Source organism: Enterobacter sp. DSM 30060 (genome assembly GCF_013375955.1).
Lineage (GTDB): Bacteria > Pseudomonadota > Gammaproteobacteria > Enterobacterales > Enterobacteriaceae > Enterobacter > Enterobacter intestinihominis.
On sequence record NZ_CP056118.1, the window covers coordinates 4,737,645 to 4,762,886 of the forward strand.

General features: G+C 52.5%; 32 protein-coding genes. 3 read left to right on the top strand and 29 right to left on the bottom strand.

Translation table 11 applies throughout. From position 1 onward, the window contains the following. Nucleotides 1-109: 109 nt before the first annotated feature. Nucleotides 110-1,282 (bottom strand): serine-type D-Ala-D-Ala carboxypeptidase DacD, encoded by a 1,173-nt coding sequence (dacD, locus tag HWQ15_RS22595; protein ID WP_139153368.1) that lies wholly within the window; start codon nucleotides 1,280-1,282, stop codon nucleotides 110-112. 191 nt (nucleotides 1,283-1,473) lie between these two features. On the opposite strand from dacD, the gene sbcB reads away from it, so the two are divergent. After that, nucleotides 1,474-2,910 carry an exodeoxyribonuclease I gene (gene sbcB, locus HWQ15_RS22600; protein WP_369806293.1) on the top strand — a complete coding sequence of 479 codons (1,437 nt, stop codon included), beginning with the start codon at nucleotides 1,474-1,476 and terminating at the stop codon, nucleotides 2,908-2,910. 268 nt (nucleotides 2,911-3,178) lie between these two features. On the opposite strand, the gene HWQ15_RS22605 is transcribed toward sbcB, so the two are convergent. Next, a complete protein-coding gene (locus HWQ15_RS22605; protein WP_063927946.1) occupies nucleotides 3,179-3,568 on the bottom strand; it encodes a S24 family peptidase in 390 nt (129 codons plus the stop codon). Beyond that, the gene (locus HWQ15_RS23390) at nucleotides 3,568-3,807 is read right to left on the bottom strand and encodes a hypothetical protein (protein ID WP_255319047.1); all 240 of its coding nucleotides are present in this window, start codon (nucleotides 3,805-3,807) and stop codon (nucleotides 3,568-3,570) included. Before HWQ15_RS23390 ends, HWQ15_RS22605 begins: the two co-directional genes overlap by 1 nt. 86 nt (nucleotides 3,808-3,893) lie before the next feature. Here HWQ15_RS23390 and HWQ15_RS22610 point away from each other — a divergent pair, with 86 nt between their 5' ends. Further along, nucleotides 3,894-4,160, top strand: coding sequence for a DinI family protein (locus HWQ15_RS22610; protein ID WP_176587440.1), 267 nt, complete (start codon nucleotides 3,894-3,896; stop codon nucleotides 4,158-4,160). Between the two features lie 44 nt (nucleotides 4,161-4,204). Here HWQ15_RS22610 and HWQ15_RS22615 read toward each other — a convergent pair whose 3' ends face one another. The 8 genes from HWQ15_RS22615 to HWQ15_RS22650 all read right to left on the bottom strand — a co-directional run bounded on the left by HWQ15_RS22615 (nucleotide 4,205) and on the right by HWQ15_RS22650 (nucleotide 12,471). Next, nucleotides 4,205-5,383, bottom strand: a complete 1,179-nt coding sequence (locus tag HWQ15_RS22615; protein ID WP_176587416.1) for a tail fiber domain-containing protein — start codon at nucleotides 5,381-5,383, stop codon at nucleotides 4,205-4,207. 58 nt (nucleotides 5,384-5,441) lie between these two features. Next, on the bottom strand, nucleotides 5,442-5,675 hold the full coding sequence (locus HWQ15_RS22620) for a hypothetical protein (protein ID WP_017382566.1): 234 nt from the start codon (nucleotides 5,673-5,675) through the stop codon (nucleotides 5,442-5,444). Nucleotides 5,676-5,782: 107 nt separating this feature from the next. Further along, nucleotides 5,783-6,406: a hypothetical protein gene (locus HWQ15_RS22625; RefSeq protein WP_246559849.1), complete on the bottom strand. Its 624-nt coding sequence runs from the start codon at nucleotides 6,404-6,406 to the stop codon at nucleotides 5,783-5,785. A 48-nt stretch (nucleotides 6,407-6,454) separates the two neighbouring features. Further along, nucleotides 6,455-6,769 carry a hypothetical protein gene (locus HWQ15_RS22630; protein WP_022651029.1) on the bottom strand — a complete coding sequence of 105 codons (315 nt, stop codon included), beginning with the start codon at nucleotides 6,767-6,769 and terminating at the stop codon, nucleotides 6,455-6,457. A 43-nt stretch (nucleotides 6,770-6,812) separates the two neighbouring features. Next, nucleotides 6,813-10,562: a phage tail protein gene (locus HWQ15_RS22635; RefSeq protein ID WP_080399876.1), complete on the bottom strand. Its 3,750-nt coding sequence runs from the start codon at nucleotides 10,560-10,562 to the stop codon at nucleotides 6,813-6,815. A 9-nt stretch (nucleotides 10,563-10,571) separates the two neighbouring features. Further along, on the bottom strand, nucleotides 10,572-11,105 hold the full coding sequence (locus HWQ15_RS22640; RefSeq protein WP_023296453.1) for a tail assembly protein: 534 nt from the start codon (nucleotides 11,103-11,105) through the stop codon (nucleotides 10,572-10,574). Further along, a complete protein-coding gene (locus tag HWQ15_RS22645) occupies nucleotides 11,048-11,767 on the bottom strand; it encodes a C40 family peptidase (protein ID WP_059291162.1) in 720 nt (239 codons plus the stop codon). The genes HWQ15_RS22640 and HWQ15_RS22645 overlap by 58 nt, the downstream gene beginning before the upstream one ends. Continuing rightward, complete coding sequence (locus HWQ15_RS22650) at nucleotides 11,767-12,471, bottom strand: phage minor tail protein L (RefSeq protein WP_023296451.1); 705 nt, start codon at nucleotides 12,469-12,471, stop codon at nucleotides 11,767-11,769. Before HWQ15_RS22650 ends, HWQ15_RS22645 begins: the two co-directional genes overlap by 1 nt. A 164-nt stretch (nucleotides 12,472-12,635) precedes the next feature. Between HWQ15_RS22650 and HWQ15_RS22655 the strand changes: the two genes are divergently transcribed. Beyond that, nucleotides 12,636-13,100 (top strand): retropepsin-like aspartic protease, encoded by a 465-nt coding sequence (locus tag HWQ15_RS22655; RefSeq protein ID WP_032665925.1) that lies wholly within the window; start codon nucleotides 12,636-12,638, stop codon nucleotides 13,098-13,100. Here HWQ15_RS22655 and HWQ15_RS22660 read toward each other — a convergent pair. The 18 genes from HWQ15_RS22660 to HWQ15_RS22735 all read right to left on the bottom strand — a co-directional run bounded on the left by HWQ15_RS22660 (nucleotide 13,083) and on the right by HWQ15_RS22735 (nucleotide 25,240). After that, entirely contained in the window at nucleotides 13,083-13,244 is a 162-nt protein-coding gene (locus HWQ15_RS22660) for a hypothetical protein (protein WP_023303625.1), read from the bottom strand. The genes HWQ15_RS22655 and HWQ15_RS22660 overlap by 18 nt on opposite strands. A gap of 21 nt (nucleotides 13,245-13,265) precedes the next feature. After that, on the bottom strand, nucleotides 13,266-13,613 hold the full coding sequence (locus tag HWQ15_RS22665) for a phage tail protein (protein ID WP_022651022.1): 348 nt from the start codon (nucleotides 13,611-13,613) through the stop codon (nucleotides 13,266-13,268). Then, the gene (locus HWQ15_RS22670) at nucleotides 13,613-16,786 is read right to left on the bottom strand and encodes a tape measure protein (protein WP_176587417.1); all 3,174 of its coding nucleotides are present in this window, start codon (nucleotides 16,784-16,786) and stop codon (nucleotides 13,613-13,615) included. The genes HWQ15_RS22665 and HWQ15_RS22670 overlap by 1 nt, the downstream gene beginning before the upstream one ends. A gap of 62 nt (nucleotides 16,787-16,848) precedes the next feature. Beyond that, nucleotides 16,849-17,262, bottom strand: a complete 414-nt coding sequence (locus HWQ15_RS22675) for a hypothetical protein (RefSeq protein ID WP_049126368.1) — start codon at nucleotides 17,260-17,262, stop codon at nucleotides 16,849-16,851. Between the two features lie 76 nt (nucleotides 17,263-17,338). Beyond that, nucleotides 17,339-17,617: a hemolysin XhlA gene (locus HWQ15_RS22680; RefSeq protein ID WP_237764776.1), complete on the bottom strand. Its 279-nt coding sequence runs from the start codon at nucleotides 17,615-17,617 to the stop codon at nucleotides 17,339-17,341. Between the two features lie 8 nt (nucleotides 17,618-17,625). Beyond that, the gene (locus tag HWQ15_RS22685; protein WP_032676269.1) at nucleotides 17,626-17,994 is read right to left on the bottom strand and encodes a hypothetical protein; all 369 of its coding nucleotides are present in this window, start codon (nucleotides 17,992-17,994) and stop codon (nucleotides 17,626-17,628) included. 114 nt (nucleotides 17,995-18,108) lie between these two features. Next, nucleotides 18,109-18,639, bottom strand: coding sequence for a KilA-N domain-containing protein (locus HWQ15_RS22690; protein ID WP_047052483.1), 531 nt, complete (start codon nucleotides 18,637-18,639; stop codon nucleotides 18,109-18,111). Nucleotides 18,640-18,822: 183 nt separating this feature from the next. Continuing rightward, nucleotides 18,823-19,476 (bottom strand): DUF6246 family protein, encoded by a 654-nt coding sequence (locus HWQ15_RS22695; protein WP_049126362.1) that lies wholly within the window; start codon nucleotides 19,474-19,476, stop codon nucleotides 18,823-18,825. 38 nt (nucleotides 19,477-19,514) lie between these two features. Beyond that, nucleotides 19,515-20,249: a phage tail tube protein gene (locus HWQ15_RS22700; RefSeq protein WP_022651017.1), complete on the bottom strand. Its 735-nt coding sequence runs from the start codon at nucleotides 20,247-20,249 to the stop codon at nucleotides 19,515-19,517. A 17-nt stretch (nucleotides 20,250-20,266) separates the two neighbouring features. Next, on the bottom strand, nucleotides 20,267-20,653 hold the full coding sequence (locus HWQ15_RS22705) for a hypothetical protein (protein WP_042889546.1): 387 nt from the start codon (nucleotides 20,651-20,653) through the stop codon (nucleotides 20,267-20,269). After that, nucleotides 20,650-21,087, bottom strand: coding sequence for a hypothetical protein (locus HWQ15_RS22710; RefSeq protein ID WP_042889545.1), 438 nt, complete (start codon nucleotides 21,085-21,087; stop codon nucleotides 20,650-20,652). The genes HWQ15_RS22705 and HWQ15_RS22710 overlap by 4 nt, the downstream gene beginning before the upstream one ends. 7 nt (nucleotides 21,088-21,094) lie before the next feature. After that, nucleotides 21,095-21,457, bottom strand: a complete 363-nt coding sequence (locus HWQ15_RS22715; protein WP_115168533.1) for a hypothetical protein — start codon at nucleotides 21,455-21,457, stop codon at nucleotides 21,095-21,097. Beyond that, complete coding sequence (locus HWQ15_RS23395; protein ID WP_058663674.1) at nucleotides 21,441-21,629, bottom strand: hypothetical protein; 189 nt, start codon at nucleotides 21,627-21,629, stop codon at nucleotides 21,441-21,443. Before HWQ15_RS23395 ends, HWQ15_RS22715 begins: the two co-directional genes overlap by 17 nt. Next, a complete protein-coding gene (locus HWQ15_RS23400) occupies nucleotides 21,629-22,030 on the bottom strand; it encodes a hypothetical protein (RefSeq protein WP_045339783.1) in 402 nt (133 codons plus the stop codon). The genes HWQ15_RS23395 and HWQ15_RS23400 overlap by 1 nt, the downstream gene beginning before the upstream one ends. 58 nt (nucleotides 22,031-22,088) lie before the next feature. Beyond that, a complete protein-coding gene (locus HWQ15_RS22720) occupies nucleotides 22,089-22,385 on the bottom strand; it encodes a hypothetical protein (RefSeq protein WP_063945709.1) in 297 nt (98 codons plus the stop codon). 9 nt (nucleotides 22,386-22,394) lie between these two features. Beyond that, nucleotides 22,395-23,492, bottom strand: coding sequence for a major capsid protein (locus HWQ15_RS22725; protein ID WP_058663656.1), 1,098 nt, complete (start codon nucleotides 23,490-23,492; stop codon nucleotides 22,395-22,397). Between the two features lie 14 nt (nucleotides 23,493-23,506). Beyond that, nucleotides 23,507-23,962: a hypothetical protein gene (locus tag HWQ15_RS22730; protein ID WP_063216492.1), complete on the bottom strand. Its 456-nt coding sequence runs from the start codon at nucleotides 23,960-23,962 to the stop codon at nucleotides 23,507-23,509. A gap of 12 nt (nucleotides 23,963-23,974) precedes the next feature. Further along, the gene (locus HWQ15_RS22735) at nucleotides 23,975-25,240 is read right to left on the bottom strand and encodes a hypothetical protein (protein WP_063216490.1); all 1,266 of its coding nucleotides are present in this window, start codon (nucleotides 25,238-25,240) and stop codon (nucleotides 23,975-23,977) included. Nucleotides 25,241-25,242 lie beyond the last annotated feature (2 nt).

A 25,242-nucleotide genomic window follows, 5' to 3' on the forward strand; every position in this document is an offset into this window, starting at 1 on the left:
GTTTATTACTGTATATATATACACTATAAAGCAGAATCGAGATTATCGGCAAACCAGGAGTGTTTATTATGTGAGCAGACTCGCAACACTGCCAGTCTGCCCGAAAAGGTTAGAGTTTATGATGCAGATAATCGCCGAGGCGGGAGAAAAGGCCGCCCTTTTCAACGCGCTCCAGCGTAACCAATGGCCAGTGCGCTACCACCTTGTCACGATCGTACAGCTGGATCTCCCCTACCCGCTGATGCGCGGCGATCGGCGCTTCCAGCTCTTTTTTATCCATTACATATTTCGCCTTGATGTTCGGCACTTCCGTTTTGGGTAATGCCAGCCAGAAATCCTGATCCGTGCCCAGCGCGATCTGCTCTTTATCGCCATACCAGATGCGTTCGGTTCCCACTTTTTTGCCGTTATGCAGGATCTGCACCGTATCGAAATTTTGCTGTCCCCAGTGGAGCAGCTTGCGCGCCTGATCTTCACGTCCTTTCGGGCTGTCTGCCCCCATCACCACCGCAATCAGTCGACGCTGACCATCCACTGCGGAGGCGATCAGGTTAAAGCCCGCGCCCGAGGTGTGTCCCGTTTTCAGACCATCCACGTTCATGGTCTTATCCCACAGCAGGCCGTTGCGGTTCTGCTGAGTGATGCCGTTCCAGGTCAGACTCTTCTCGCTGTACATGTGGTAGAACTCAGGCTCGCCGTGGATGATGGCCCGGGAAAGCACGGCGAGATCGTAAGCGGAGCTGTGCTGACCCGGTGCATCCAGCCCGTGTACGGTTTCGAAGTGGGTATCGCGCAGGTTCAGCTTTTCAACGTAGTCATTCATCATCCTGACGAACTGCGGCTGACCGCCCGCCACGTGATCCGCCAGCGCCACGCAGGCGTCATTGCCGGAATCAACAATCAGGCCGCGGCTGAGATCGCGCACAGAAACCCGATCGCCCTGCTTCAGAAACATCAGAGACGAACCGTCAAAGACCGGATTGCCTTTTGCCCAGGCGTCACGTCCGACCGTCACAATGTCATCGGGGCTGATGCGGTGGCTATCAATGGCACGATCGACAACGTACCCCGTCATCAGTTTGGTCAGGCTCGCCGGATTACGCTGCTGATGTTCGTTGCCCGCCGTTAAGATTTGACCCGTGGTGTAATCCATCAATACCCAGGATCCTGCCTGGATGGCAGGCGGCTGAGGTGAAAAATCCAGCGGCTCGGCAGCCAGCGCGGATGAAATACTCGAAGCGAGTAAAGAAACAGCAATAAACAGACGGCGTTTCAACGGTATATCCTCAGGTCAGTAAAAATCGATGACCTTTTTACGGGAGTTCTGATGTCGTTACCTGCCTTAATTGCAAAAAAATGTGACAGCACGCAGATTTTTTCGGAACAAATCTCGCAAATTTCTTGCCTGAAGGTGCTTTTTATTCGGACTGCTCACCCCAATCGTTTACCATAGAGACGTCAATTTTTAACAGGATGAGATTACTGGTGTCTGACTCTGCCGCGCGCCCGACTTTTTTGTTCCACGATTACGAAACCTTTGGTACCCATCCGGCGCTGGACCGACCGGCGCAGTTTGCGGCTATCCGAACCGATGACGAATTTAACGTCATCGGCGAACCCGAGGTGTTTTACTGTAAACCCGCCGATGACTATCTGCCGCAGCCGGGCGCGGTGATGGTGACGGGCATCACGCCTCAGGAAGCGCGGGATAAAGGCGTTAGCGAAGCAGAATTTGCCCGTCGCATCCACGACCTGTTCACGGTGCCTGATACCTGCGTGGTGGGTTACAACAACATCCGTTTTGACGATGAAGTGACGCGCAATATCTTCTACCGCAACTTCTACGATCCCTATGCCTGGAGCTGGCAGAACCGCAATTCGCGCTGGGATTTGCTGGATATCATGCGCGCCTGCTATGCGCTGCGCCCGGAGGGAATTAACTGGCCGGAGAACGACGACGGCTTGCCGAGCTTCAGGCTCGAGCACCTGTCGCGGGCCAACGGCATCGAGCACAGCAACGCCCACGACGCGATGGCAGACGTCTACGCGACCATCGCTATGGCGAAGCTCGTAAAAACCGCGCAGCCGCGCCTGTTTGAGTATCTGCTGAGCCATCGCAGCAAGCAAAAGCTGATGACGCTGATTGACGTGCCGCAGATGAAACCGCTGGTGCATATTTCAGGGATGTTCGGCGCGTGGCGCGGGAACACAAGCTGGGTGGCGCCGCTTGCCTGGCATCCGGACAACCGTAACGCCGTCATCATGGTGGATCTTGCCGGGGATATCTCGCCGCTGCTTGAGCTCGACAGCGACACCTTACGTGAACGGCTTTATACGCCGAAAGAGGCGCTGGGTGACCTGCCAGCCGTACCGGTAAAACTGGTGCACATCAATAAATGCCCGGTGCTTGCGCAGGCCAACACGCTGCGTCCGGAAGACGCCGACCGGCTGGGGATTAACCGTCAGCACTGCCTCGATAACCTGAAAGTGCTGCGCGACAACCCGCAGGTGCGCGAGAAAGTCGTCGCCATTTTTGCCGAAGCAGAGCCGTTCATGCCGTCTGAGAATGTGGATGCGCAGCTTTATAACGGCTTCTTCAGCGATGCCGATCGCGCTGCGATGAACATCGTGCTGCAAACCGACCCGCGTAATCTGCCCGCGCTGGATATCACCTTCGCAGATAAGCGCATTGAGAAGCTGATGTTCAATTATCGCGCGCGTAACTATCCCGGCTCGCTGGATGAAGCAGAGCAAGAGCGCTGGTTACAGCATCGGCGCAACGTGTTTACGCCTGAGTTTCTTAATAGCTATGCCCAGGAGCTGGAGATGCTTTACGGCCAGTATGAAGGGGATGCTGAGAAACAGGCGCTGCTGAAAGCGCTGTTCCAGTACGCGCAAGAGATTGTCTGAGTAGCGGGTACAAAAAAGCCGGAGGCGATGTCTCCGGCTTTTTTTTTGCCCGGTGGCGCTTCGCTTACGCGGGCCTACGGTGTAGAAGAACGTAGAGTACTATTTAACACACTGTAATGTCATTAGTTTTTCCGCGCTCGCACGTGGTTTGTGTCATTACGTGTCGTTACATGCTTCTGCGTTTCGTTATGATTCATCAATGAATGACACATTCGTGACACAGAGAGTGCACAGCCATGCCGCCGGGCATAGCTATGCCTTTTCCCCATCACATCACCGGGCAGTCGTCGAACTCACCCGAGCGCGCATCGTTGATGATGTAGGTTATCACCCCGAACACTGGCCGATCAGAATCAGCCATCTCATCCTTTATCCGCAAAAACTCCTTCCTGCCATTTTCCAGATTCTCCAGATGAGGCTCCGGGTGTGTGCGATACCGCTTAATCCTAAACTCACCGCTATCTGTGCAAACCAGCAATGAACCATCACATGGAGACAGTGACGCGTCGACAACCAGCAAAGCACCGTTGAGGATACCTTCCCGGTAATGCGTTGCACCGGCCCGCATAAAGTACGTAGCCGCTGGCCTGGTGATGATGCGCTCGTCAAGCGATATACGCTGTTCAACGTAATCCGTAGCCGGCGAAGGAAAGCCCATTAGTAAACCCTCCCCATGTTACGTAGGATCCAATAACGGTTGTCGCTGCCATCCGTCGTCTTATCCGCGAAGCCTGGCTGGTATCTCTCAATCCATGCGTTAGCGTCTGCCTGGCTGAAATGCCAGTTCTTCTCGCGCAAATTATTGATGAATTTGTTCGTTTTGAGACAAAGGTAACCCTTTGGATTTTGCTCTATAGAGGCTAAAAAAGCTGCGTGAATATCATATTGACGAGGCATAGCAGCACCCACACTTGCTTATTGACTGTATGCATATACAGTAGTATTTTTGTATCAACAGATCAAGTCAGCAAGGATGGAGAGTGATGTTCGTTGAGCTGGTTTATGACAAGCGAAATGTTGAAGGGCTCGAAGGGGCCAGAGAAATCATTCTGGACGATCTGACGAAGCGGGTGCACCAGATTTTCCCTGATGCCGAAGTGAAGGTGAAGCCGATGCAGGCGAACGGCTTAAATAGTGATGCCAGCAAAAGTGATCGGGAAAAGCTGAACCGTATGCTGGAGGAAATGTTTGATGAATCCGACATGTGGCTTGTTTCTGAGTTTCCTACAGTCCGTCAGGTTGGAATGTGAGAGTTGCAGGCGACGTGTGATTACCTCATCGCCTGCAGTAAATTTTAAGACTGAACAACCATCAGTTTAAGCTGCTCCTCAAGCTCACTTACCCTACGCAAAAGCTGTTTAACTGCAGGAACTAAATACGCAGCACCGACCTCTCCTGGATCGATGATTTTCCCGTCTTCATATGTTGTGCTTTCACCGCTCTCAGGATCAATAACGGTCAGTGCTGATACTGAGATTAACTCAGAATCAAGAGCCTCAACATTTTGCGCGCTATAGCCAACCTTTACCTTTTCAGGAGCCCATTTGAGGGTGTACCTGATTGGTTTTAGTCCTGATATGAATTCAACCGCCTCCTCTTCGGTAATCTCTCTTATTATATTTTTCACGCGCTCGTCACAAACTGATGGGGTTATGTCCCCATTAGCCGTGCTAATAACGCCAGACGAGTTTCTGAAAAGCCATCTATTTTGTTGTGAACCTGTACTTGCCAGCGCTGGCCCACTGCTACCAATGCTGTTCGCATCAATCCAGTAACCAAAGGATGCACTGGCCGCATAAGTATATGTTGCCACAATGGCAGTAGTGGCTCGCACCATGGCACCTACAGTAGTCCCGGTGTAACTTACCAGCGTACCTGTGGAATAATCGGTGTCAGCCCACAATTGGGCGCGCCCCTTCAATCCACGTATCAAAGTAATATCTTCGTTCTCTCCAGATTTTGCCGCACCAAGATTAGCACGAGCGTCAGAAGCATTCTTTGCACCTGTTCCGCCCTGACTGATACTGAGGGCGGTAGTCAGGCCGCTTAGGCTGGTGATATCGCTGTTCGCCCCTTTTTTCGCGAGGGACTTCTGCCCTGGTACCGTTACTGCTGTACCGTTAATGGTGATCGTGACATCAGTAGTGCCATTCATTACATCAGCGAACCCGCTCATGTAGCGCTGGTACATCGTGAAGGTTTCAGCGATATCCTGCGCCAGCCCATCCACGCTCAGACTGTCACTCAGAAGAATGGCAAACCGGGTTCCAGCGGGAACAGTTGGGTTAGCTGCTGGCGTTACGGTGAGACTTGTTGCGCTGCCGATGGTGGTAATCTGAAATACCTGCACAGGGCTGGTCATTGCAATAACGGTACAGCCGTTACGAATAAGAGAACCAGCAGCAGTGAAGTTTGTGCCGGTACCTGTAAGGGTGTTTCCGCTGATGGCGATAGTGCCAGTAGTATAAATCATGTTTTCTCCAGGCAATAAAAAACCCCGCCGGAGCGGGGTTTGTTCAAAATTGAATGGGTTAGTGGCAGGTGGTGCTGGTGAATGTGTTGGCGCTCACCCATGACCAGTTAAAGGGATAACCGGCGCGGTACTGCGTCTGATTGTTTTGTTTACGGACTCCGTAGATCTGGACGCTGCTTTCCTGTCCGCCGACCAGGGCTGTTCCGGTGCATACGGGTTGCTGTTTCTCAATAACGCCAGCGCAACCGGAGAGCAATACCGCTACCGCCAGGCAAAGAATCATATTTTTCATAGTGGTTATATCCCAGGGCATTCATGAAGCTACACAATAACAATATGAATCAACGGGATATAATTGATTTGGTAGATCAATTATTCGAAATTGATCGCTAAAAACGATCAATCATAATTGGCGCAGTTAATGGCCATAATCACGTTTCTCAGATTCGAATACGTAACGTTCTGAAGGTTGCCACCGGGGGTTGTCTGCGGCCTGGCGAATATCCGCGTATTGCTTCCCTCAAGTTTTGCCAAGCTCTTGTATATAGCCGAGTATGGCTGCGGTTGACCGCCAGCCGATACAACCCCGGTAATTAGTCCCAGCATGGCAGGCATGCAGGCCCACTTCCCCGCCAGAGTTGTATTGATGTTGTATCCTGAGCTGGCATCCACCCCGGCGGTACCGAGGGTGACAACATCGCTCAGCGTGCGCGTTTCGTTTGTTAAAATCAGCGTCCCTGATGCATCCCACACAGCCAGCCCGTAGTCTGGCTTTGTCTGCGGGAAAATAGAGAAAAAATAAACGTACGCTGTGCCGGTTGCATTCGGTCTGAGAAAATCAATCGTGATGGTGTTCCCGCTTATCGTCTGAGTGATTTCGACCTCAACCGTGCAATGAACGAAGGCGACAACAGGCTGGCCTGCGGGGAATGTGTGCGTCACTTTGGTATTGAACCCCGATGTTCCCTGAAGTGCCGCTGTCTTTCGCGCCTGAAGAGCGATTGGCGAGCTGTTCGCGGTCACCCATACTTCCCCGCTCGTGGTCGTCAGTAAAACGCCATACTCCGCCATTTATGCCCTCTCGATCTGGAAAATGAGATAAGCCGCTGCCGCAGGCTCAGTCCCTGCTGAGTAGTCGGTATCGCCTACTGCTGACACTGTTGCTGTTCCCCCTGAAATGGTGATCTTCCTCCGACTCGTACCAAACTGATCGCCGTTCATGCTCTGAAAATAGGTCAGCCTGCAACCCGGTGGAAGCGCTACGGTGTAAGAGCCTGTTTTCTGGTTCTGGGCCAGCTGGAGATAGCCACAAACGCTGACAGGCTTAACGCCATAGTTATTTACATTGCCTGAGGCGTCCCATGTCTGAACACCATATTCCGCCATCCAGTCCTCCTGAAAAAAAAGAGGCCCCGTAAGAGACCTCCCGTTACCATGTTCCCGTGATTCTCCCGATCTGCACCCTCAACACATTGTTGGCATCCTTGACACTGATCGTTTGATTAGTCTGCTTCATGGCTCCCTCACCAGCTGTCGAACCGTAGTTCTCAAACGTACCTCCCTTATCCAGCCTCCATCCGACTGAGCCAGCGACATAGTTATTGGACTGGATGTAGTTGCCAATCTTGGCGTTGCCGATGGTGCCGTCCTGAATGAAGGTTTCCCGGATAAACACCTGCCCGTTCTGGATAACGAACGGCAGTGTAACCGCTCCCCCCGCCTGCGCCATGACGGCGAAGCGATCCGCCAGGAACAGCACCTGCGACTGCATGCCCGATGGAGTGTTTTCTACACCGATCCCCATTCCGGCGGCATACTGCTTTCCATTCGCGTCCACGGCAACCTTGATGCTGTACATCGCCTTCAGGTCACCACTAACGTTTGCTATCGCCTGCGCGTTGGTGGTGATCGCTGAAGTGTGCCCGTTGATGGTCGCCGTAATGCCGTTTATCTGCGTGGCCGTGGCCTGCTGATAATTGGAAAACGTCTGATTCAGGCTGTTGATTGCTGCCTTGTTGCCGTTCACGTCAGTCTGCAAACTCAGTAGCGAACGCGCTGTTGCCTCCCTGTCGCTTGCCATAACATTATCAATACGATCGATGCTGGCCTTACTGTCACCGTACTGCGCGCTGAGTCTCACCTGCTGATCAACCTGCGCCAGCGTACTCGTTATTAGCGCGATGGAGTTACTCTGAATGCCGCCGCTGGCAGTATCTGTCCTTGCTCCCAGTTCCTCCAGACGGGATGCCATTGAGGAATCGAGGTCCGTGACAACCTGGCTAAGGTCAGTGATTGATGCTGTATTCTGAGCACCTACAGCAGCTGCTGAATCAGCTTTGTCAGATGCGACCTGAGTGGCAGCCGTCAATTGACTTACCGCAGAAGCGCGAGCTTCAGTTTCCGTTGCTAACGCCTGGCGAACATCAGTAATACCCGCTTCATTCTGGGCAGTTTTCGCCTCAAGACGAGTAACATCCGTGACGCGTGCCTCCGTCTCAGTGGCGATCACCTCCCGGAGCTGTTCGAAGGTCGCAGAGTTAGCGCCTTGCTGGGCTGTCTGCCGCACGACAACATCAGCAATAGCAAGCGCGTTGCCGATGATTGCTTCTGCTGTCTGCTTATTCGATCCAACCGCCGCTGCAAGACCGTTTGCATTCTCTTTGATTGCATCAGCCAGTTCTGCGAACTTTTCACTGCTCTCCACCGCGCTCTCGATCAGGTCTTTGAACGTATCAGTCTCTTTAATCTCCTCCAGGATTGCATTGGTGATATCACTGAAGTCGTCTGTTGGTTTTCCGGAAGCCTCTACAAATCCTGAAACGCCAAATGCATTACGAGTTCGAACATAAACGTAATAAACATGGTCAAACTTAAGTTTTTGGATGGTCCACTGATTGCCACGGCCAAGGAATTGAGCTTTATTCTCAATGTCGTCGGACAATGGAATCGGAGTCTCGCCAGCGTACCAGAACTCAAAAGAGGTATCTGATGTTGCCGTTACAGACATAACTGGCACCAGAGTGGCCTGTAATGGTCCGGGTATCCACTGAACGGAGTTAGGAGCCTTTGGCGCGCCTATAATAAGACTCACCTGAGTTTCGGCGCCTTTCATCCCGTTTTCATTGCGCCCACGAACGCCGAGCGTGTAGCTGCCAGCACTCAGACCGTAAAACTCATACCGGAACTGGTCAGTTTCGTACTGAGATACCAGCTTCCCATCAGCACTGTAGATGTACAGCTCAAACACCAGTTTTTTAGTAGTGGTTGCCGTCTCCCAAGTTGCTGTAACCTGGACGGTCTCGGTGTTTGTGTTCAGGATTCGCAGGTTTTCCACGTTAGGCACGCGGTAGCCGTTCAGCGTATCGCTGGGAACTTCAAACACTGCACCCTCGTCAACGATGGCCTGTTTGTTGGGGTCGTGCAATGAGGCCGTTATGCTGTATACGGAGTTGTTTTCCGTTTCGGCAACGCTCAGTATCCGGAAAAGGCGAATCGCAACGCTTGCGGTTGAAATGGCAAATACAGTTCCCGCCCTCACCCATTCAGGTTCGTTTTTGAGTGTGACGTTGTTTCCGTTAACGCCATCAATCTCATAGCGAGAGAACTTTCCGTCCCTCCCCATAATCGACATAGTGGAGCCGTCCGTTACTACCGAGGAATCAACCGCGTCAACCGTTATCACCCTCCCGGAATGAGAAACAATTCTCCCCCCGAGGCGAGTTCCTGCGTAGTCATTATCCATGACCTCAACGATATCACCCGGCGTGAAGTGGATAGCATCGCGTGCCATCTGGAAAGACAGTCTGCTGCTTTCACGCTTTGCTGTTTCCAGCAGCCATTTACCTGCCCGCCATGCCTGTCCGCGAGAGGTGCAGCCAAACGCCTCCAGAGTGGTTTCGTTGTAGTTCCCTTTGGCTATCATCTCATCGTCGGAAACGTACTCTTTCACCTGCTCCCATCCGTTGTCGGGGTCAGTCCAGGACACTACAACCGCATTGTATTTCTCTGAACGCTTTACAGAGCTTCGTTTGAACTCGCCATTCACAACGTTGGCGTTCGTGATTGTCGCAATCGGATCCTGTGGAGCGTCCAGCATTACGGACAGGCGCAGGCCGTCCCACAGCGCAATGCCACGGAACATGCTCGCTATCTTGTCGAGAATGTCTCGCGCACTCGCCTGCTCTGTGATGTAGGCGTTGAGCGTCATGCGTGGCTCTTTGCCGCCATACCCATCATCTACAAGCTGATCGCAATATTGCGACAGAATGTAGAGTGCGCCATCGTCAACATCGATGTATCCGGCGCGTTTCGCCAGGCCAAATCGGGTGTTTTTCGCCAGCTCACGGAACAGCCACGCCGGGTTGTTAGTCCATGCCTTTTTGAAGCCCCCCGTCCACAGCCCGGAGTAAGTTCTAGCAATTGGCTCGTAGTTATCCGGTACGTCAACGATCAGCCCGCGAAGATGATATGTGCGGCTCGGCGTGTCGGTGTACTGGTCACGGTCGATGACTGAGCCGGCAACAGCAGAGAACGGATAGCTAAGGTTGTCGTCGGTGATCTCGCTGTAGCTGTTCCAAACAGTCCCGTTTGACAGCAAATCGCTGCTGCTGTCAGGCGTAATGCGGCGAACGCGGATATCAAACGGTTTGGTGTCGGGGGCATCAATGACGTGCGCCTCAAGGTACTCGCCAGAGATTTTCCCTGTAATCGTCACCGTCTTCTCCATGACCCAGCCCGACGAGCCAGTTCTGGTCTCGATAACCATCGTTACAGAGGTGTTTTTCTGGTTACCCTTGGAGTCCTGCTCCATGAGCCCGGTGACGCCGATGTTAAAACGAACGCGGGTCACGTCCTGATCTGTCACGGTTCTAACCAGCGGGGTATCGTAAGTGACCTCAGTGTTAACAATGGTCGTCGCTTCGATTGCAGAGAAGCCGTTGATTGGCTCCTGAGTTTCCGATCCAGGTCGCCAGGCAACACTAATGCCGTTCACGTTGACATTACCGTTCGAGTCAGTGATAGGCGTCTTATTCAGCTTGAATGAAGACAGGTGCTCCTGATCCACCGGGCCCGCGATTGGCCCCTCAGATATCAGATCCAGTACCCGATAGAATTGTTTTGATTTGAGGTTATCGTCGAGTAGTTTTGGGGTTGATGCTTTACCGCCACCTGAAGACATAGCGCCACCTTAGCTGATTGATTCTTCCCAGTCGGAATTATTAGATGTGTCGATCCCGAGACTTATTACGTTGCTGCCGACCTCCATCTCGCCGAGGAGTATGGGGACAGGATGCCCCTGTCCGACCCTGTTTTCTGCACTGGTAAACGAGTTATTCGTGAGGGTGTTTGTTTCGGCCGCTTCCGCTGAAGTTTTGCTTTTCATGTTCCGGGACATGTAGATGGAGTAAGCAACCGAGGCGGCAGACAGCACCAGTGAGGCAATGAGAACTATCGTACTGGTCTCAAGTCCCGCCCCCTCAATCACCGGGACAAACAGCACTACAGAGCCATCCTTCAGGCGCCGATCCATGTGCCACTGCACCGAAGACGTTTCAACATCCTCACCCGCCACTCGCATTCTTACTCTGGCGTTCAGGAATGCTTTTTTGAACTCATGATTCTGAGCAAGCAAAAGACGAATGCCCTGGGCAGGGGTATCAACGCTCAGCTCGACTTTGCGGAAATGTCGGCGTAAATGCCCTGCAAATTTAAAGATGAGCACTGTTCATGTCTCCATATGGAATGCATCTGCTTAACGTATGCCGGGCGCATTGGTTCTCTCCGGCTTAAATGCCCTGAGCAATCGTGGTGAAGAACCATATTGTCATCGAGCAGAATCATTGCGTGGCAAGGGTCAGCTCCGGGGAATGGTTGCCTGATTATTACGTCACCTGGCAGCGCTTCTCCCGGCGATACCTGATTGAAGCCATTGCGCGACATGTTGTTCAGATAAAGGTTCTCCCCTCTCAGCCACCAGCCATTCGTCCTTTCGAAGTCAGGGAGGTCAATGCCACACAGGTGATACGCATCACGGAATAGCGTGTAACAATCAGTCACTCCGTGCTCGAACCGCCTCCCCAAAAAGTAATCCACAGGCCTGAACGTTCTGATTTTCCCGTTACAGGCCAGCACCCATGGAAGGCCCGATGCAACCTGGCATTTACGGTCGGCGCCGGACAGAACCGGGCTGTTCATTGGGTGAGAGTGGAATACCGCAGTCACCTCTCCAGCCTCCTCGGCCGCCAGCCACTCATCATCACTGATTCGGAAGTGCTTTCCAGGCTCCGGGTGAACATTCCGACAGCGGAACAACTGCCCGCCATCCAGGATTAAGCCGCACACCTCATCCTGCGACGATGCCGCATAATCGAGTAATTCCTGCATCATGAAACCTTCTGAGAGCCGGGGAAGCTGCTGATTGGCATTGGTTCCGGTCGTGGATAACGGAAGCGGCAGCCGCTACGGCGGTGAGAGCATTTGTCCTTCGCCGGGTCAGTGGTTGGGTTGTCGCGCTCGTCTGCAACAGGGGGGCCGTCATAGCCGCACCCAACACCCCGATACTGCCACTGACATACGTCTGCAAGGATAGTTCGCGCCGGGATGATGGCGTTATCGCAGTCAATCGGCGTCGCCAGCGTGTAAGTGACCTGCTCGAACGTCTCTTCCGTCATCTCCTCAACAACGTAGCGGGAAACCGCTTCCTGCGTCGGATCTGCGTCAGGGTTGCCATTGGGGAAGTTCACCGCGTCCAGGTATTTCACCGGAACCTGACGGCGGGTGATCACCACCCCAAGCATGTCGTCGAAGTCATGGTTTATGCCCGTCAGTAAACCCGTGACGTTCGCCACCACCATTGTTGGCCGGGCATATGTGCCTTCGTTCTTTGACTCGAACCCTTCGACTGCTATCGGGTATGCCTGATACTGATTCCCCTTCCAGATCACATTTCCGTAATATCCATTGGTGCCGGAATGGAACCGGATAAGGTCTCCGCCAAAGGGTTGCAGGTCGGCTTCGAACAGGTCGATAAACGCGCCTACTCCGGCGTCGACGCTATCAATAATCATACTGGCTGGTATGTCGCGCACGGCAAACTCCCATAAAAAAAGCCACCAAGTGGTGGCTACTGTTTGAATATCAGGATGTTGCTTACTGATAACCCTGGTTAACGTGTAAGCTCAGCCCGTCAGTGGTGGGACACTGATTCACGCAAAGAGGAGGAATGGCTGAATAACTCTTCGAAGGAAAAAGGATGATCACCAAAGTAAAAATCAAGTTTATTTCCCCTATTGATGGATCGGTATCAGATACCCCCACGGAGCATGCAATTCCCGTAGTTCCATTGACAGTATGGCCAAGTAGCTCAAAAGATATAAACGTTTATAAACCAAATGGATTGAAGGCTGGTGCCTACGCACTTATAGATACCGGAGCAGATATTTGCTATGTGGATTCAGACTTTGCTGACGATTTAAAACTCCCAATCGCGGAAAAAACAACTGTGAGCGGAGCCACCTCAACAATAGAAACTACAGTTCGGCATGCGGTAATATCGTTCACTGAGGACGAAAGAGTTTTTTCAACAGAATTGACTTCAGTGCCATTGGTAAGTAACGGGAGAAAATTCCAAGTCGTTTTCGGAATGCAACTAATTAAAATGGGCGCCCTTACGATGGATTTTTCCAATCAAGTATTTGAGTTAACATTTTTTAACTAACCCCCCAGGGATACCTCCCTCTTTTGCAAGACTGGATAAGGGCATTGCTTTTGCTGTTTTCCTAGAATCGGTACCAGAATTGAGTTGCGATTTAATATCTTTTAATTCGCTCTCAATTCTCTTTACACGTTCAGCTAAAGTCATAACTGTCTCCCGCCTTTCGGCTTATCGTGGTACTTGTTCAAAAGTGGCCGTCAGTTCAAACAGCGGCCCGGTCTTTGTCATATTCCAGGATCGGCAGACAAACAGCTTCCTCACTCCCGTATCGGATGACGTCCAGTAGAACGATTCAACCGCCCCCCTGGCCTTGAGGAATGCCTCAGCATCCTTCGCAGGGTTACTGCGGCACGCTCCGCTGACGCCGCGAAAGGTGAGCGAGTATTTATCCATCAGTGGATTGATACCCTTCACCTGTCGCTGCTCGTAGCCGTCACCGAGCTTAACAACGGCTACGTTTGGGGTACGTTCAACCTGGTAAGCTCGCTGCGGTGTCCATGTGAATGTTTCTGGCACTATGACCTCCGTAGTAACCCGTTAGGGCGCTGCTGATCACGAATGGTGCTGAGGCTAACCTGCTTCATCATCTGCGCCATCTTAGCCATGGTCGCATCGTCTATGCCGCCGGTGGTGTTGATTTCAAAAGTGATGTGCTGAACCACACTGCCGCCGCCACTGCCACTTCCCTGCATATCCCGATTGCTAATCACCCGACCATTGTCACCCGGTATCATGTACTGGCTACCGTTGCTGGTCTGAAATATCTCTGGCTTACCCTTCTCACCAACGCGATACATAGAACCGGCATCGACTGGCCCACCGTTGTAGCGAGCACCAGCAACCGCCATTCCTTTGGCCGCCAGGAGTGAGCCAGCATAGGCCGTCTGACCAACAGCAGCAGCACTCCCCATTGTTGCTATAGAAGCACTTATTGCAGCAGGGGCCCATGCTGAAGCAGCGGCAGTCGCTTGAGCCATTGTCGATGCCAGCGATGCCGCGGCTGCAGCTTGCCCCATTAACTGACTCTTGACCCACTCGATCCCCATCTGCACCAGACTACCGACAACACTGTTGAGGATTGTTGTGCCGATGTTGGCGAAAGATTCTTGCAGGCTTTGGGTGCCATTGATAAGACCAGTTATCGCATTAGTAGCGCCACCTTGAAGGGAATCTACAGCCGCGCCAAGCATGCTATTAATCTCGCTTTGCTGCTGCCATTCCTCCCACATTGCGGCCATGCGTTTCTGATGATACTGATCTTCAATTCCTGCGCGGACGGCTTCTGCTTCTGCAATTTTTTGTGGGTAAAGCTGCACATACTCGTCAAGCTGCGCCATTTGCTGTGCGTAGGTGTTATCTACTGCGGCAACTGGTGATACCTGCCCCTGTAGCCCGGTAAAGTTTTGACCCGCCTGTGTGCGCTTCCTTTCCTCTTCTGCCGCCGCTTTGGTTGCCTGTTGTATTTTCCATATGGATTCCGCTTGCTGTTCAGCTTTGGCAATCTGCTCTCCTGATGCTTTGTTTCCAAGAGCAACTACAGCGTCGTATTTCGCTAATTCGAGAGAGCCATCGGCGTACCCAGTGTTCAGCCGATCGAGTGCGGCTTGTTGGCGGGTAAGGGATTGCGCTGCCTCATCAACAGCCTTAGAACCTTCTTTTGTGGACTTTGTTGCTGCGGAATCAGCCTTTTGAAGATCGTATCGTTTCGCTGCTGCTTCTTCGATCTGACGCATCTGATTAGAATGCGCATCCACTCCGGCATCCAGGGCCGATTGTCTGGCCTCGGCTACAGCTCTTTCTTTTTTGTCGGTTATAGACAGCAGACTGTTTTGCTTTTCAAGGCTGGACAGGAGTTTATCTCCATCCTCGCTGCGCATAACCATCAGACTGGAAGAGTTGTATTTCTCCTTCGCTTTTGCGGCGAAGTTAATCATGTCGCCAAGCTTGCTCATCATGCCAGCGGTGATGCTCGCCTCCTCCCCCTCTCTCTGTAGAAGCGGAAGGCCTTGTCGCATCGTACCATTGAGCGTTGCCTGTCCAATATTAATGGCGCTCTGTGTCTGGCTTAATCTGTTTTGCGCTTTTTCAAGTTCGAAAGTAGCTATTGCAAGTCTATTTTGAGCGCCAGACAATGCTTCTGCTGCCTCTCTCCCTCTTGTGGTGTTGCCATATCGTCCTATTTCGCGGTTATAGTTTTTTACCGCATATTCAGCGTCGTTAAATTCTTTTTGTGCATCAGCAACGGCGTCACTTAATTCAGGGAGTTTTTCGCCTAGTTTGCCGATTGTCGCCGCCAACTCGGTATGCGACATGATTTGGAACTTAGCGCTTAGCTCATTGACGCTATCAGCCAGATTGTTGGCATCGTCTCTGGCCTCTTTAGTTACCTGCGACCAGTATACGACGGCGCTGGCTGCGAGCATGGCAAAACCTGCTGGCCCGCCAATAAGTGATAATGCCCCACGAAGAATCCCAGCTCCAGTAGCTAACCCAGCCTGTGCCGCTTTATTTGCTGCCAGAGCGCGATTGTAATTATCAACAGCGCCAGCTGCGGCTACGCGAGCGGCAGATAAGCGTTGCTCGGCAGCGGCGGCATTCGTCGCACTAACCGCTGTCTGCTTCATCATTTCCGCAAGGCGGATTTCATCCAGCGCACGTTCTTTTGCGACGGCGGCTGCGCGGAGATCTGCTGTAGCTTTGTTTGCCGCCGCCTGCGCGGCCTGTAATTCAGCGGCTGACTGATTCCTTGAAGCCACAGCAGCCTTAACTTTAGCAGCGGTCGCCATTGTCAGTGCGCCAACGTAGCGGCTACCCATTACAGCAGCGGTAGCGGTCAGGATGGCACTAAGAGCACCGATGTTCTCACTTACGCTGATTACAGCATCGTTGAAAATTGCCGTACCGGTTTTAACCGTGGAGTTTTCACCAAAGAACTTGGTGATATTGTTGCCGGCAACCTGCAATGCCTGACTGATAGTTGTAGTGGTATTGGCGAACTCATTGCCGATCGTCACCCCCTGTGAAAGTAACCCGTTCACCACAACATCAGTAGTCAACTTTCCGGCCGCAGCCATCTGACGCATCTGTCCAATGCCTACCCCCATAGAGTCAGCAAGCGCCACAATCAGGCGGTTCCCCTGCTCATTCACAGAGTTGAATTCTTCCCCGCGCAGTGCACCAGAAGCCAGCCCTTGAGACAACTGGATAATAGCGTTTTCTGCTTCCTGAGCGGTCGCACCGGAGACAACAAACCCTTGGTTGATGATGGTAGTCAGCTTAGCCAGATCATCAGCACTGGTTCCATATTCCCTGGTTGCTCGCTCCAGTCGTGCATACAAAGAAGCTGTAGCGTCGAGGCTGCCGCGAGTTTGCTGTGTGATGTTGAATACTCGCTCAGTAACGTCAACCAGTTGCTCGCTAGGCCGAAGGGCGTTTGCCAGTTTGTTGTTGAGAGTCGTCCATGCGTCAGCGTATTGAGCCACCTGCTGCACAGACAAAATTGCCATAAGAGAAGTGGCAACCCGGCTTAGGCTACCGAAGGATGATGTTAGCGATGAAGCTGCCTTGTCTGCGCGGTTAAACCCACCTTCCATACCGTCTGTTATATCACGGACCTGCTTATCGGCACGTAGTAGCTGAGCCGTATCAGCCTTAATTACATATTCAATATCACCTACGTTCTCCGCCATTTCATTTTCTCCTGGCAATAAAAAACCCCGCCGGAGCGAGGTTATGTTAGTTAGTTTTTACCTTAGAGTAGGCCGGCTTTTCTTCTTGCCTCTTCCAAGTATTCTTCATCAGTTTTTTCTGGGCCGAGATCCAATGGTTGCTGTCTTTGCCATTCTTTCAACTTGTTGCTAAGCGCGTAGATGATTTTATCAAAATTCTTCTGATGCCTATGTGCTCCAGTTACGTTTACTCCAAGCTTAAGTGAAGAGTCGATACCAACAGTACACGACTTATCTCCATCGGCATTAACAACGATAGATACATTTTCACCCCATGAAAAAAGTGAGATGCCCGCACTAACGGAAACTCTACGCAAAATGTCGTCTTTCTGCTTTATAGACATCCCGACCTCTGGAATTGCTTCAATCAGTTTTTCGTAAGCAATATCAGCCGGAAATGGAAATATCTGTTGTGTAGATTGACTAGCGAAACTCATATCCCTATCCCCTTTGGTAAAAGATGAGGGAATCCTAGCAGGGATCGTGGCCAGGGAAAACTCAGCGAGCGCTGGGTTAGAAAATGAGCTTGGCAACTGCCATGGCAAGGCCGGCTATACCAATCATGGTCGCAGCTAACCATTTTGTCTGAGCGGAAATAGATTGGTGTAACTCAGCTCTTAAAGAGGCGACATCTTCTTTGTTTGCATAATTTGATTTTATGACTGCTATATCAGTCCGAATGCCAGCCAGATCATCCTCTAGTTTCTTTACACGCTTCTCTAGCATGTCATCTCCTCCGCTACCTCCGCCACCGTGTTTCGGGAAATCGACTACGTGAATGTTATCTTCCATTCTAATATTCATTGGTCTTCCCCTGCTTCTGACAACTTCTGTTCAACCCACTTCAATACTGGCCACGTTGCAAAGTGCATAGAATACGCACAGTTCTTACATATCAAACGATATTCATATTTTACTAAAGAGTATGATGGTCCTTCTGTATCAAGTTTGACAGGGATGGCATAAATGCTGCTTTCGCACCCATCAGGCCCCACAGTGATTGAACTGGCGTTAGGTATAGAAATATCATCACTCCCACAAATTGGGCATATGACTGTTTTGACGCCGCGTTCGAAGAGATATTCAGAAAATAGCTCAGGAGTAACTTTCTCCAGCCGCCGCTGAAGGGTCAGTTGAAGTTGCATTTGGTGCTGTTTTTCGTCTTCCACGCTGATTCACCACGAAATGGTATTTCCTTAAATTTATCACGCGGGCATGACTTCAAAAACTGTTCATCTATCCATGGCAACGGGAAAACCCGCAGTTAAGCGGGTTATCGCTGCCTACATAATGCCAGGCAAATACATTTGAACTTCATCAGCAACACGATCCCGTGCTGCGTTCAGTAGTTGCTTGCGGCCGCCGGAACCCCATCTGGCCATCTGGCTGGCGCATTGGCTGATCTGCTTGGTTTCAGTATTGATGATGTGGTCAATTTTGTTCAGGCGGGACATGGCACTGATGCCGAGGCGAACCACCGTTCGGAACACCTCATATACTTCAATCTCAAATTCCGGCTTAATCCATGCGGCATAACGGATCGCCAACAGTTCAACACCCCAAACGCCTGGTTCATCCCCACCTTTAATAACATTAAGTGGTTGAATTTGTTCCAGAGTGCTTTTTTGCACTTTGGCTTTTAGTGCTTTTATGAAGCGCTTAACTTGAGCACTACGCAAAAACTGACTTGGGCGCTGCTGTTCTGTTGCCTCTCCGTTTGCCACTGCGGCAGCGTGAAGATCATTGAGGTTGTAGCGCCCTTCGTCATCAACGCGAACGGAAACTCCGTTTACAGATACGGTTGGATAGTGCATGAGGTTTACCTATAGAAAGTGAGCCTGTCACACAGAGATAGCCGCCCCAGAGTACAACTAACTCTCAGGCTCGCTTTCTGTAGGCTCTAGGATTATAACGTGCGCGTGTGAAGCGCGTTGGTTTTATTGCGGATACAAAAAAGCCCCGCTATTGCGAGGCTGGTTGTGTTGCTTCGAAGGAGATTAATGCGGGCCGTTCCGTTGCGCGTCGATAGCCAGCATTTGCTCGGCCCAGTCCATAACCTCGTCGTATTTCTCCTGAGTCGGCACTCTGGCTTTCTCTTTCTGCGGGAACTTGGCATTCATGGCGGCGCGGAAGCTGGTCATTGTCATGTTCCAGGCATCAGACTCGCTCATGCCGAGGTGAGCAACAGCGGTGTAGACGAATGACCGTACATCGAATTTGTCACTGTATTCGCCTTTTTTTCCTTCGAAATCCTCCGGCGGCTGATCGCCCATTACGCCATGCAGAATCAGGTGGCGGGCAAGCTGGATAACATCCTCGATTGGGATAACCCCAGGCTTGAACAGCAGCCGTCCTTCTGCGTTCACCGAGTACGAACCAATCACCTCTGCAATATCACCCTCAGAGCAATTCCGTACTACGTTTGCCGCAGATGCTGCCATTTCAGCAAAGCATCGGGCATTGGCCGCCTTCAGGATTTGAGTATCGGAGATTCGGTGTTTCGGGTAATGCCCGGCATGAACCTTCACGAAAGCATCAACAATCTGTTCCGGCGACCCAATACGAGACATGGCGAGGAATGACGGGTTGAGGAATATCTCTTTGCCCCCAGAGCGGACAATGGCCTGGCCGATATCGGTTATTGCTTTCATGAAACCTCTCAAAAAAAATGGGGCCGAAGCCCCTGGTGTCAGGCTGCGTTGACAACAACCGTCGCAGTACCGGATGTGACGGTACCCGCCGTGGTGGATGACACCTGGCAGGTGTATGAGCCAGCATCACCAGCAATCACACTCGCTTTGGTGTACGTTGCGGATGTTGCACCTGAGATATCACTGCCGTTTTTCTGCCACTGGTAAGCCAGCGTAGAACCATCAGAAACCGTCGCGGCAACTGACAGGTTCAGCGCGTCACCTACGGTCAGTGTGCGGTTTTGCGGCTGAGTGGTAATGGTGATTACCGCGCCAACATCACGCACGTCAACCTGACCGGCACTGGACGCTTCGACAGACCAGGTGGCAACGTCGTCGTGCGGCGCCTCATCGCCCCATGATGTCACCATGAACGGCCCTTCGGTGATATCGTTCGGAGAGATGATTTTGAACCACACATACGGCTGGTTGCTGGTCTCTGCTGGCGGGTTGTAGACGTGACGCTTAAGCGCGTTCTGCGCATAAACATCCTCTTTGCGGGTCACACCGTCACCTGAGAACGAAATGTTCTTGTAGGTAACGAGGCTCTCCTGAGTAAATGCAGCGCTCATGTCGCCGGTCGCATCTGCGGTTTCCCACTCTGCATTTACTGTTTTGCCGCGCATCATGCCGAGTCGGCGGTAAGCGCTGGCGGTGGGTTGTACTTCAGGGCATCCAATCGCGTAATAAACGACGACGTCGCGCCCGGTAAAAGCGCCCGATTCACACGCCATAGTGATTTATCTCCGTGTTATCTGGAAATGATGGTTTGAAAGGAAATATCGAAGAGGTAACGCCCTTCTTCGGTCTGGATGGCGGTGATGCCGCCTATTGGCTGCATCGAAATGATGCATTCGGTTTTGTAGTCGTCGATCATCGCCTGGCGGATGGCGTCGGCGCGGTCTTCAACATGGTTAATATCGCTGTCGTTCTGACCTGACAGGAGGAGGATGCGGAAATAATCGCGGGTTATCGCTTCTTCTGGCTTGCCGCCACCGTTCTGCTGGATGACAAGGTATCTTTCCCCCTCGGTATTCTCCAACTCATTCCAGAATCGCTTCTGGACGCGATAACCAACATCAAAGCCATGCGACTGCAACCACGCTCTCAGCGCGTCATACACTTCGCTACGCGTCATACTTTGTACCCTTGCTTGATGATGGCCTTAATCTCGTTGAGACCGTCACGCTCAAAGCCTTTGGTCAGGAACCCCGGCTCGGCATCGGGATCCCAGTAATTCCCCTTCCCGGTGCCGCCGCCGAATTCTTTTCCAGCGCGAGTTCTTCCGAAGTGTCCACGCGGCTGACCTTTTAGCTTACCGGACATACCGTGAACGGCGGCAGCGTATGCAGCCGTGTAACCGACCTTTCCCTGCATCCCGCCGGGCATTGGCTCAAGCTTTCTGTACTGGCTGTTGATAAGCGTGGATGTGTCAATGGGAGTAAGTAGCGCAGCGTGAGACGATCCGACAATCATGACCCCAGTCAGCACTCTTTCTGTGCGTGGCCCGGCAATTTCTGCCAGCACCTTGCGGGTGTTCATCTGAACACGCTTGATACCTTTTACGGGCATGATCCCCTCACGTCAGAATTTTGTAGTCTGGCTCCTCGCCGAATGGTGACATATCCCATTCCGTCACCGCCTTGATGACGTTTGCACCAGCTTTCAGCGGATCGGCCTGTGCCGTTGTGTCACCTCTGGCGATATACCAGTCACGCTTCGGCATGGTCGCATCGATGCCATTGCGCTTCAGCTCAGTAAAGAAAATCAGGTTCGTGGTGAACTCTTTACCACTGCCATCAACGGCAACTTCATTGTTCGCCGTCCAGGTGCAGTCAATCAGGTATGGGGTGCCGTTTGTCCAGGTGTTGTTCCAGTCGTCATAGACGCGAGGGTAGACAGTGGCGACGTTGGTGTAAGACCAGTTAGCCGTGACTGACACTTTCATCCTCCCACCGGATAACCTCCGGATTCACAGCGGCGACCTTCCGGCACAGCAAATACCATTCCCCGTTACTTTTAACGTAACCCGTGACCCGCCGCCCGCAGTCAGTGATAACCCAGACCTTTACGAAGGGCTCAGGAAGCCTCTGCTTGACCGATATCAACGCCATCATCGACTCCCGTTGCACATGCAGCCACCCCTTGCAATCCAGATGCCAGCGAAAGCGGTGTTAGTCGGATCAGGCGGGATCAGGCTTGTAGCGCATCCATACTTATCTAGTCCCCTCAGAAGCCCCAGAGAGGCTTTCCATCGGTCAGCAAAAGACAGGTACCGAAATGAGCGTGATGCGCCGTTGGGCCCTGTCTGAGAACTGATGTACTTGTCACCCTGCCCCAGCGCCATTAGCCCCAGCAGGTAGGACTGTATTAGCAGAGCGGTTGCGGGAGGGTAATGCGCATCCAGACACTCCTGAATGCTGCCAGCCTGCTCTAAAAGAGCCAGCAGGATGAAATCAGGCAGCGTGATACCGACTGACTCCAGATATTCCTTGGCCTGTACTGTAGTAATCATGCGAGCCTCTGATAAGCCCTCCGAAGAGGGCATAAAAAAACCGCCTTAGAGGCGGCCGTTATTCAGCAGGGAAAAGCTTTTCGAGTTCACCTTCCGGCAACAACTCAGTGAGCTTCTCCAGGCCCAGGTTGCCTTTATGCTCAATGCCCAGCGCATCGAGTCGGGCAATGACTGCCTCTTTGCGCGCTTTGTTGTCAGTGCCAGCACCCGGGGTTGCAGGTACCAGTTCCGCAGCAGCTTTATCGGACAGCTTGCGCACATGCGGTTTCAGCGACGGATGAACTTCGCCCAGCTCAACAACGTCACCAAGCGCAACGCCGTGCCACGGCTTAACCACTTCGTATTTTTCAGCCATGATTGCTCCTTAAGCCAGGTTGGCGCCGTAGACCACACCGGACAGGCCTTCGCCGTCCTTCTTGATCTGCAAACCTTCTGCGGACATGATCTGGAAGTTGTAGTTGCTCTGCGGCATCAGGCGCGGGAGCGGTACAACGCCCACAGCCATACCTACCAGAGGAGAAATCACATCCTGTCGGCGCTCGTACGCCAGGAACTCGTTACCTTCCAGTGCATAGGTCATCTGGATAGACTTAGCAGGAATAAACTTGCTGATCGCATCCAGAACGGTTCCGCTAAGCAGCGCATTTGTGCCGGTGTTGATATCCACCAGATACGGCTTAGCCATGTTGGCCCAGACTTCAGGGCTCACCCACAGCTTGTCGTAAGCTGTAACCTTGTTACGGCGGGCAGTGAGGCCAAATGGACCTGTGGGGCCAAAGAATGCCAGTAGCTCAGCCGGTGTAGCTGTGGTGAGATTGATGTTGGCGCCGCCAGCGCCACTACCCAGGTTGATTTTCTGAGTGTTGCGGTGGTTTTTCATACCTTGCGCTGGCAGACCATCAACCACGATGCTGGCATCGCCGTTCAGGTAAAAGTCGACGCGCTTCTTGTGGAATTTACGCATCTTGGCCGACTGAGATTCCAGGGCCAGATCGATGCCGACAGTGCTCAGCCCGGCAGCATGGCGCCAGTTGACTCCGTAACCAGCAGTGAATACCGGGATCGGATCGCCATCTGAACCGAATTCGGTGTGGTCGAAGGAATACGGCGACTGACCATCAATGCTGATAGAGACATCATCCGCGATATCGCCGGAGACGTTATACAGCTTTGCAGTTTTTCCAATCGGCAGCACGGTCTGCACACCCATCAGGTCATTGACGATTTCCATGCCAATTTCCTGATCGCGCATCTGGATAATCTGGCGGTCAATTTCGGCCCAGAATTCACGTGTAAAGCCACCGATGGCATTCGCCGCCAGCATTTCATGCGTCATGCGCGTGCGGTACGCGTTGACCATCATGTCATGCTGGGCGTTATAAATGTCACGGTTGGCCCACAGCTCACTCCAGTGCCCTTGGAGTCGGCGGTTAGTAGCCAGTGATTCAGCGGTAAAATACATTATTATTCTCCTGATTAAGCGCCAGCATCTGCAGCGGCTACGGTACCGACGCGCATACGCACGCGGATGAAATCGGTAGTGCTGGCTGCGATGGTCGCATCGTCCTGGCTATAGCCAATCACCGAATCGGTGTCTGCAGTAGCTTTGGTAAATTGCCCATTACTACCCAGCTTGATTGGATCGTCTTTGGCGTAAGTCCCCGCCACGCACAGCAGCGCCAGCTCGCGGCCCTCTTCTACGTAGTTACCCACTGCGGAGTCGCCGGCTGGCACTGCTTCAGTGATTTTGAGACCCTGATGATAGGCAACATCGATGATGTAGATACGACCAGCCAGCGAAGTTGCCTGCGCAAACTCATTGTCGTCATTGATGACTGCAGCGGTACCGGGCAGCAAGGATGCGGCAGTAACGCGGGTTTCGGTCTTGTACAGAGACTGACCGTCGATATTAACGCGACGATAACGTGCCATTATTCTGGCTCCTTATTTGAAGTATTCGGCAGGGTTAGGTGCACCGGTTTCTTTCTGCTGCTGCGCATTGTTGGTGCCCAGCGGTGCAGCTTCGCCCAGCGTCTTGAACATCGCATCCAGAGCTTCGCCAGACAGCGCGTTAGCCACGATATCGCCATGGACCTTGGCAACCGCTTCGCGCTTTGTTTTCTCTTCAGCGCGAGAGTTGGCGGTCAGGGTTTCCGAGAGTTGCTTCTGATTGGCCTGCAGCGCATCAACCTTTTCCGCGAGAGGCTTAATAGCCGCTTCAGTATTGGTCGCAACAGCCTGGCCGATCATGCTGCCGATTTGTTCCAGTTCTTCTTTGGTTAAAGGCATGTCGCCCTCCGTTTTGTGGTTTGGTGCAGGCTGTTCCTGCGGTGTGAATAGAGCTTTGAATTTGTTGGCTACGACGGCCACCCATGACTCCTGGCGCGCTACTGCGGTGCCGGTGTCGTCGAAGGTGATAACGCCGCCCTCAGACTTGTAGCCAAACACCTCAGCGGTGCCGCCGTTGCGGATGATTACCGCTTGCGAGTCAGTGAAGTCAGCAACCCATGCGTATTCATCCGCGCCCGCCGCAAACTTAGCTTTGGCCGCCCGATCGAGACGCTGCTCGCGCTCCCGGTAGGATTCACCCACTAGCGCGCCGGAGTTCGCCTTAAGCGGCTGAGCAAGATCGGCATTAACCATCAGGCCTACTCCTTGCTCAGGGGTGGCCGCTCCGACTTCGTGCAGCAGGATCGCGTCATGGTCCATGCTGTGAATCTTCGCCACCCACTCGGCGCCCGTAGCTCTCTGTTGTTCGTTAGGTTCAAGCTGGTCGAGGAATGCGGCAACACTGGTATGAATCGGCGGCACGTCTTCACCGCGCTCAATGGCAGCGACACGTTCAAGCAGTTCCCTGCCACCTTCCGACTCGCTAGCGCGGGCAACATCTACCCACTTTTCTAGGTAGATGCGATTACCGGACTTCTTAACGTTGCGGTTCCACGCGCCGATATGGCCTGCGTTAATCCCCTCAGGCGAGAAAGCAGACACAAACTGACCGTTAACCTGAGGATGCCCAAGCGGTGCCAGGGTGCCTTCCAGTCCCTTATAGTGGGCGTCGATTTGTTCTTGCGTGTACAGCCCGCCATTCATGACGACGTTCGCCGGAAGCGTGTAACTCGGCAGTACCAGATGCTCACGCCCGTTGTATGTTTCGCGCCGGATAGACTGACTGTTCACCTGCGTGGTGATGTTGACCTGCATAGGCATAG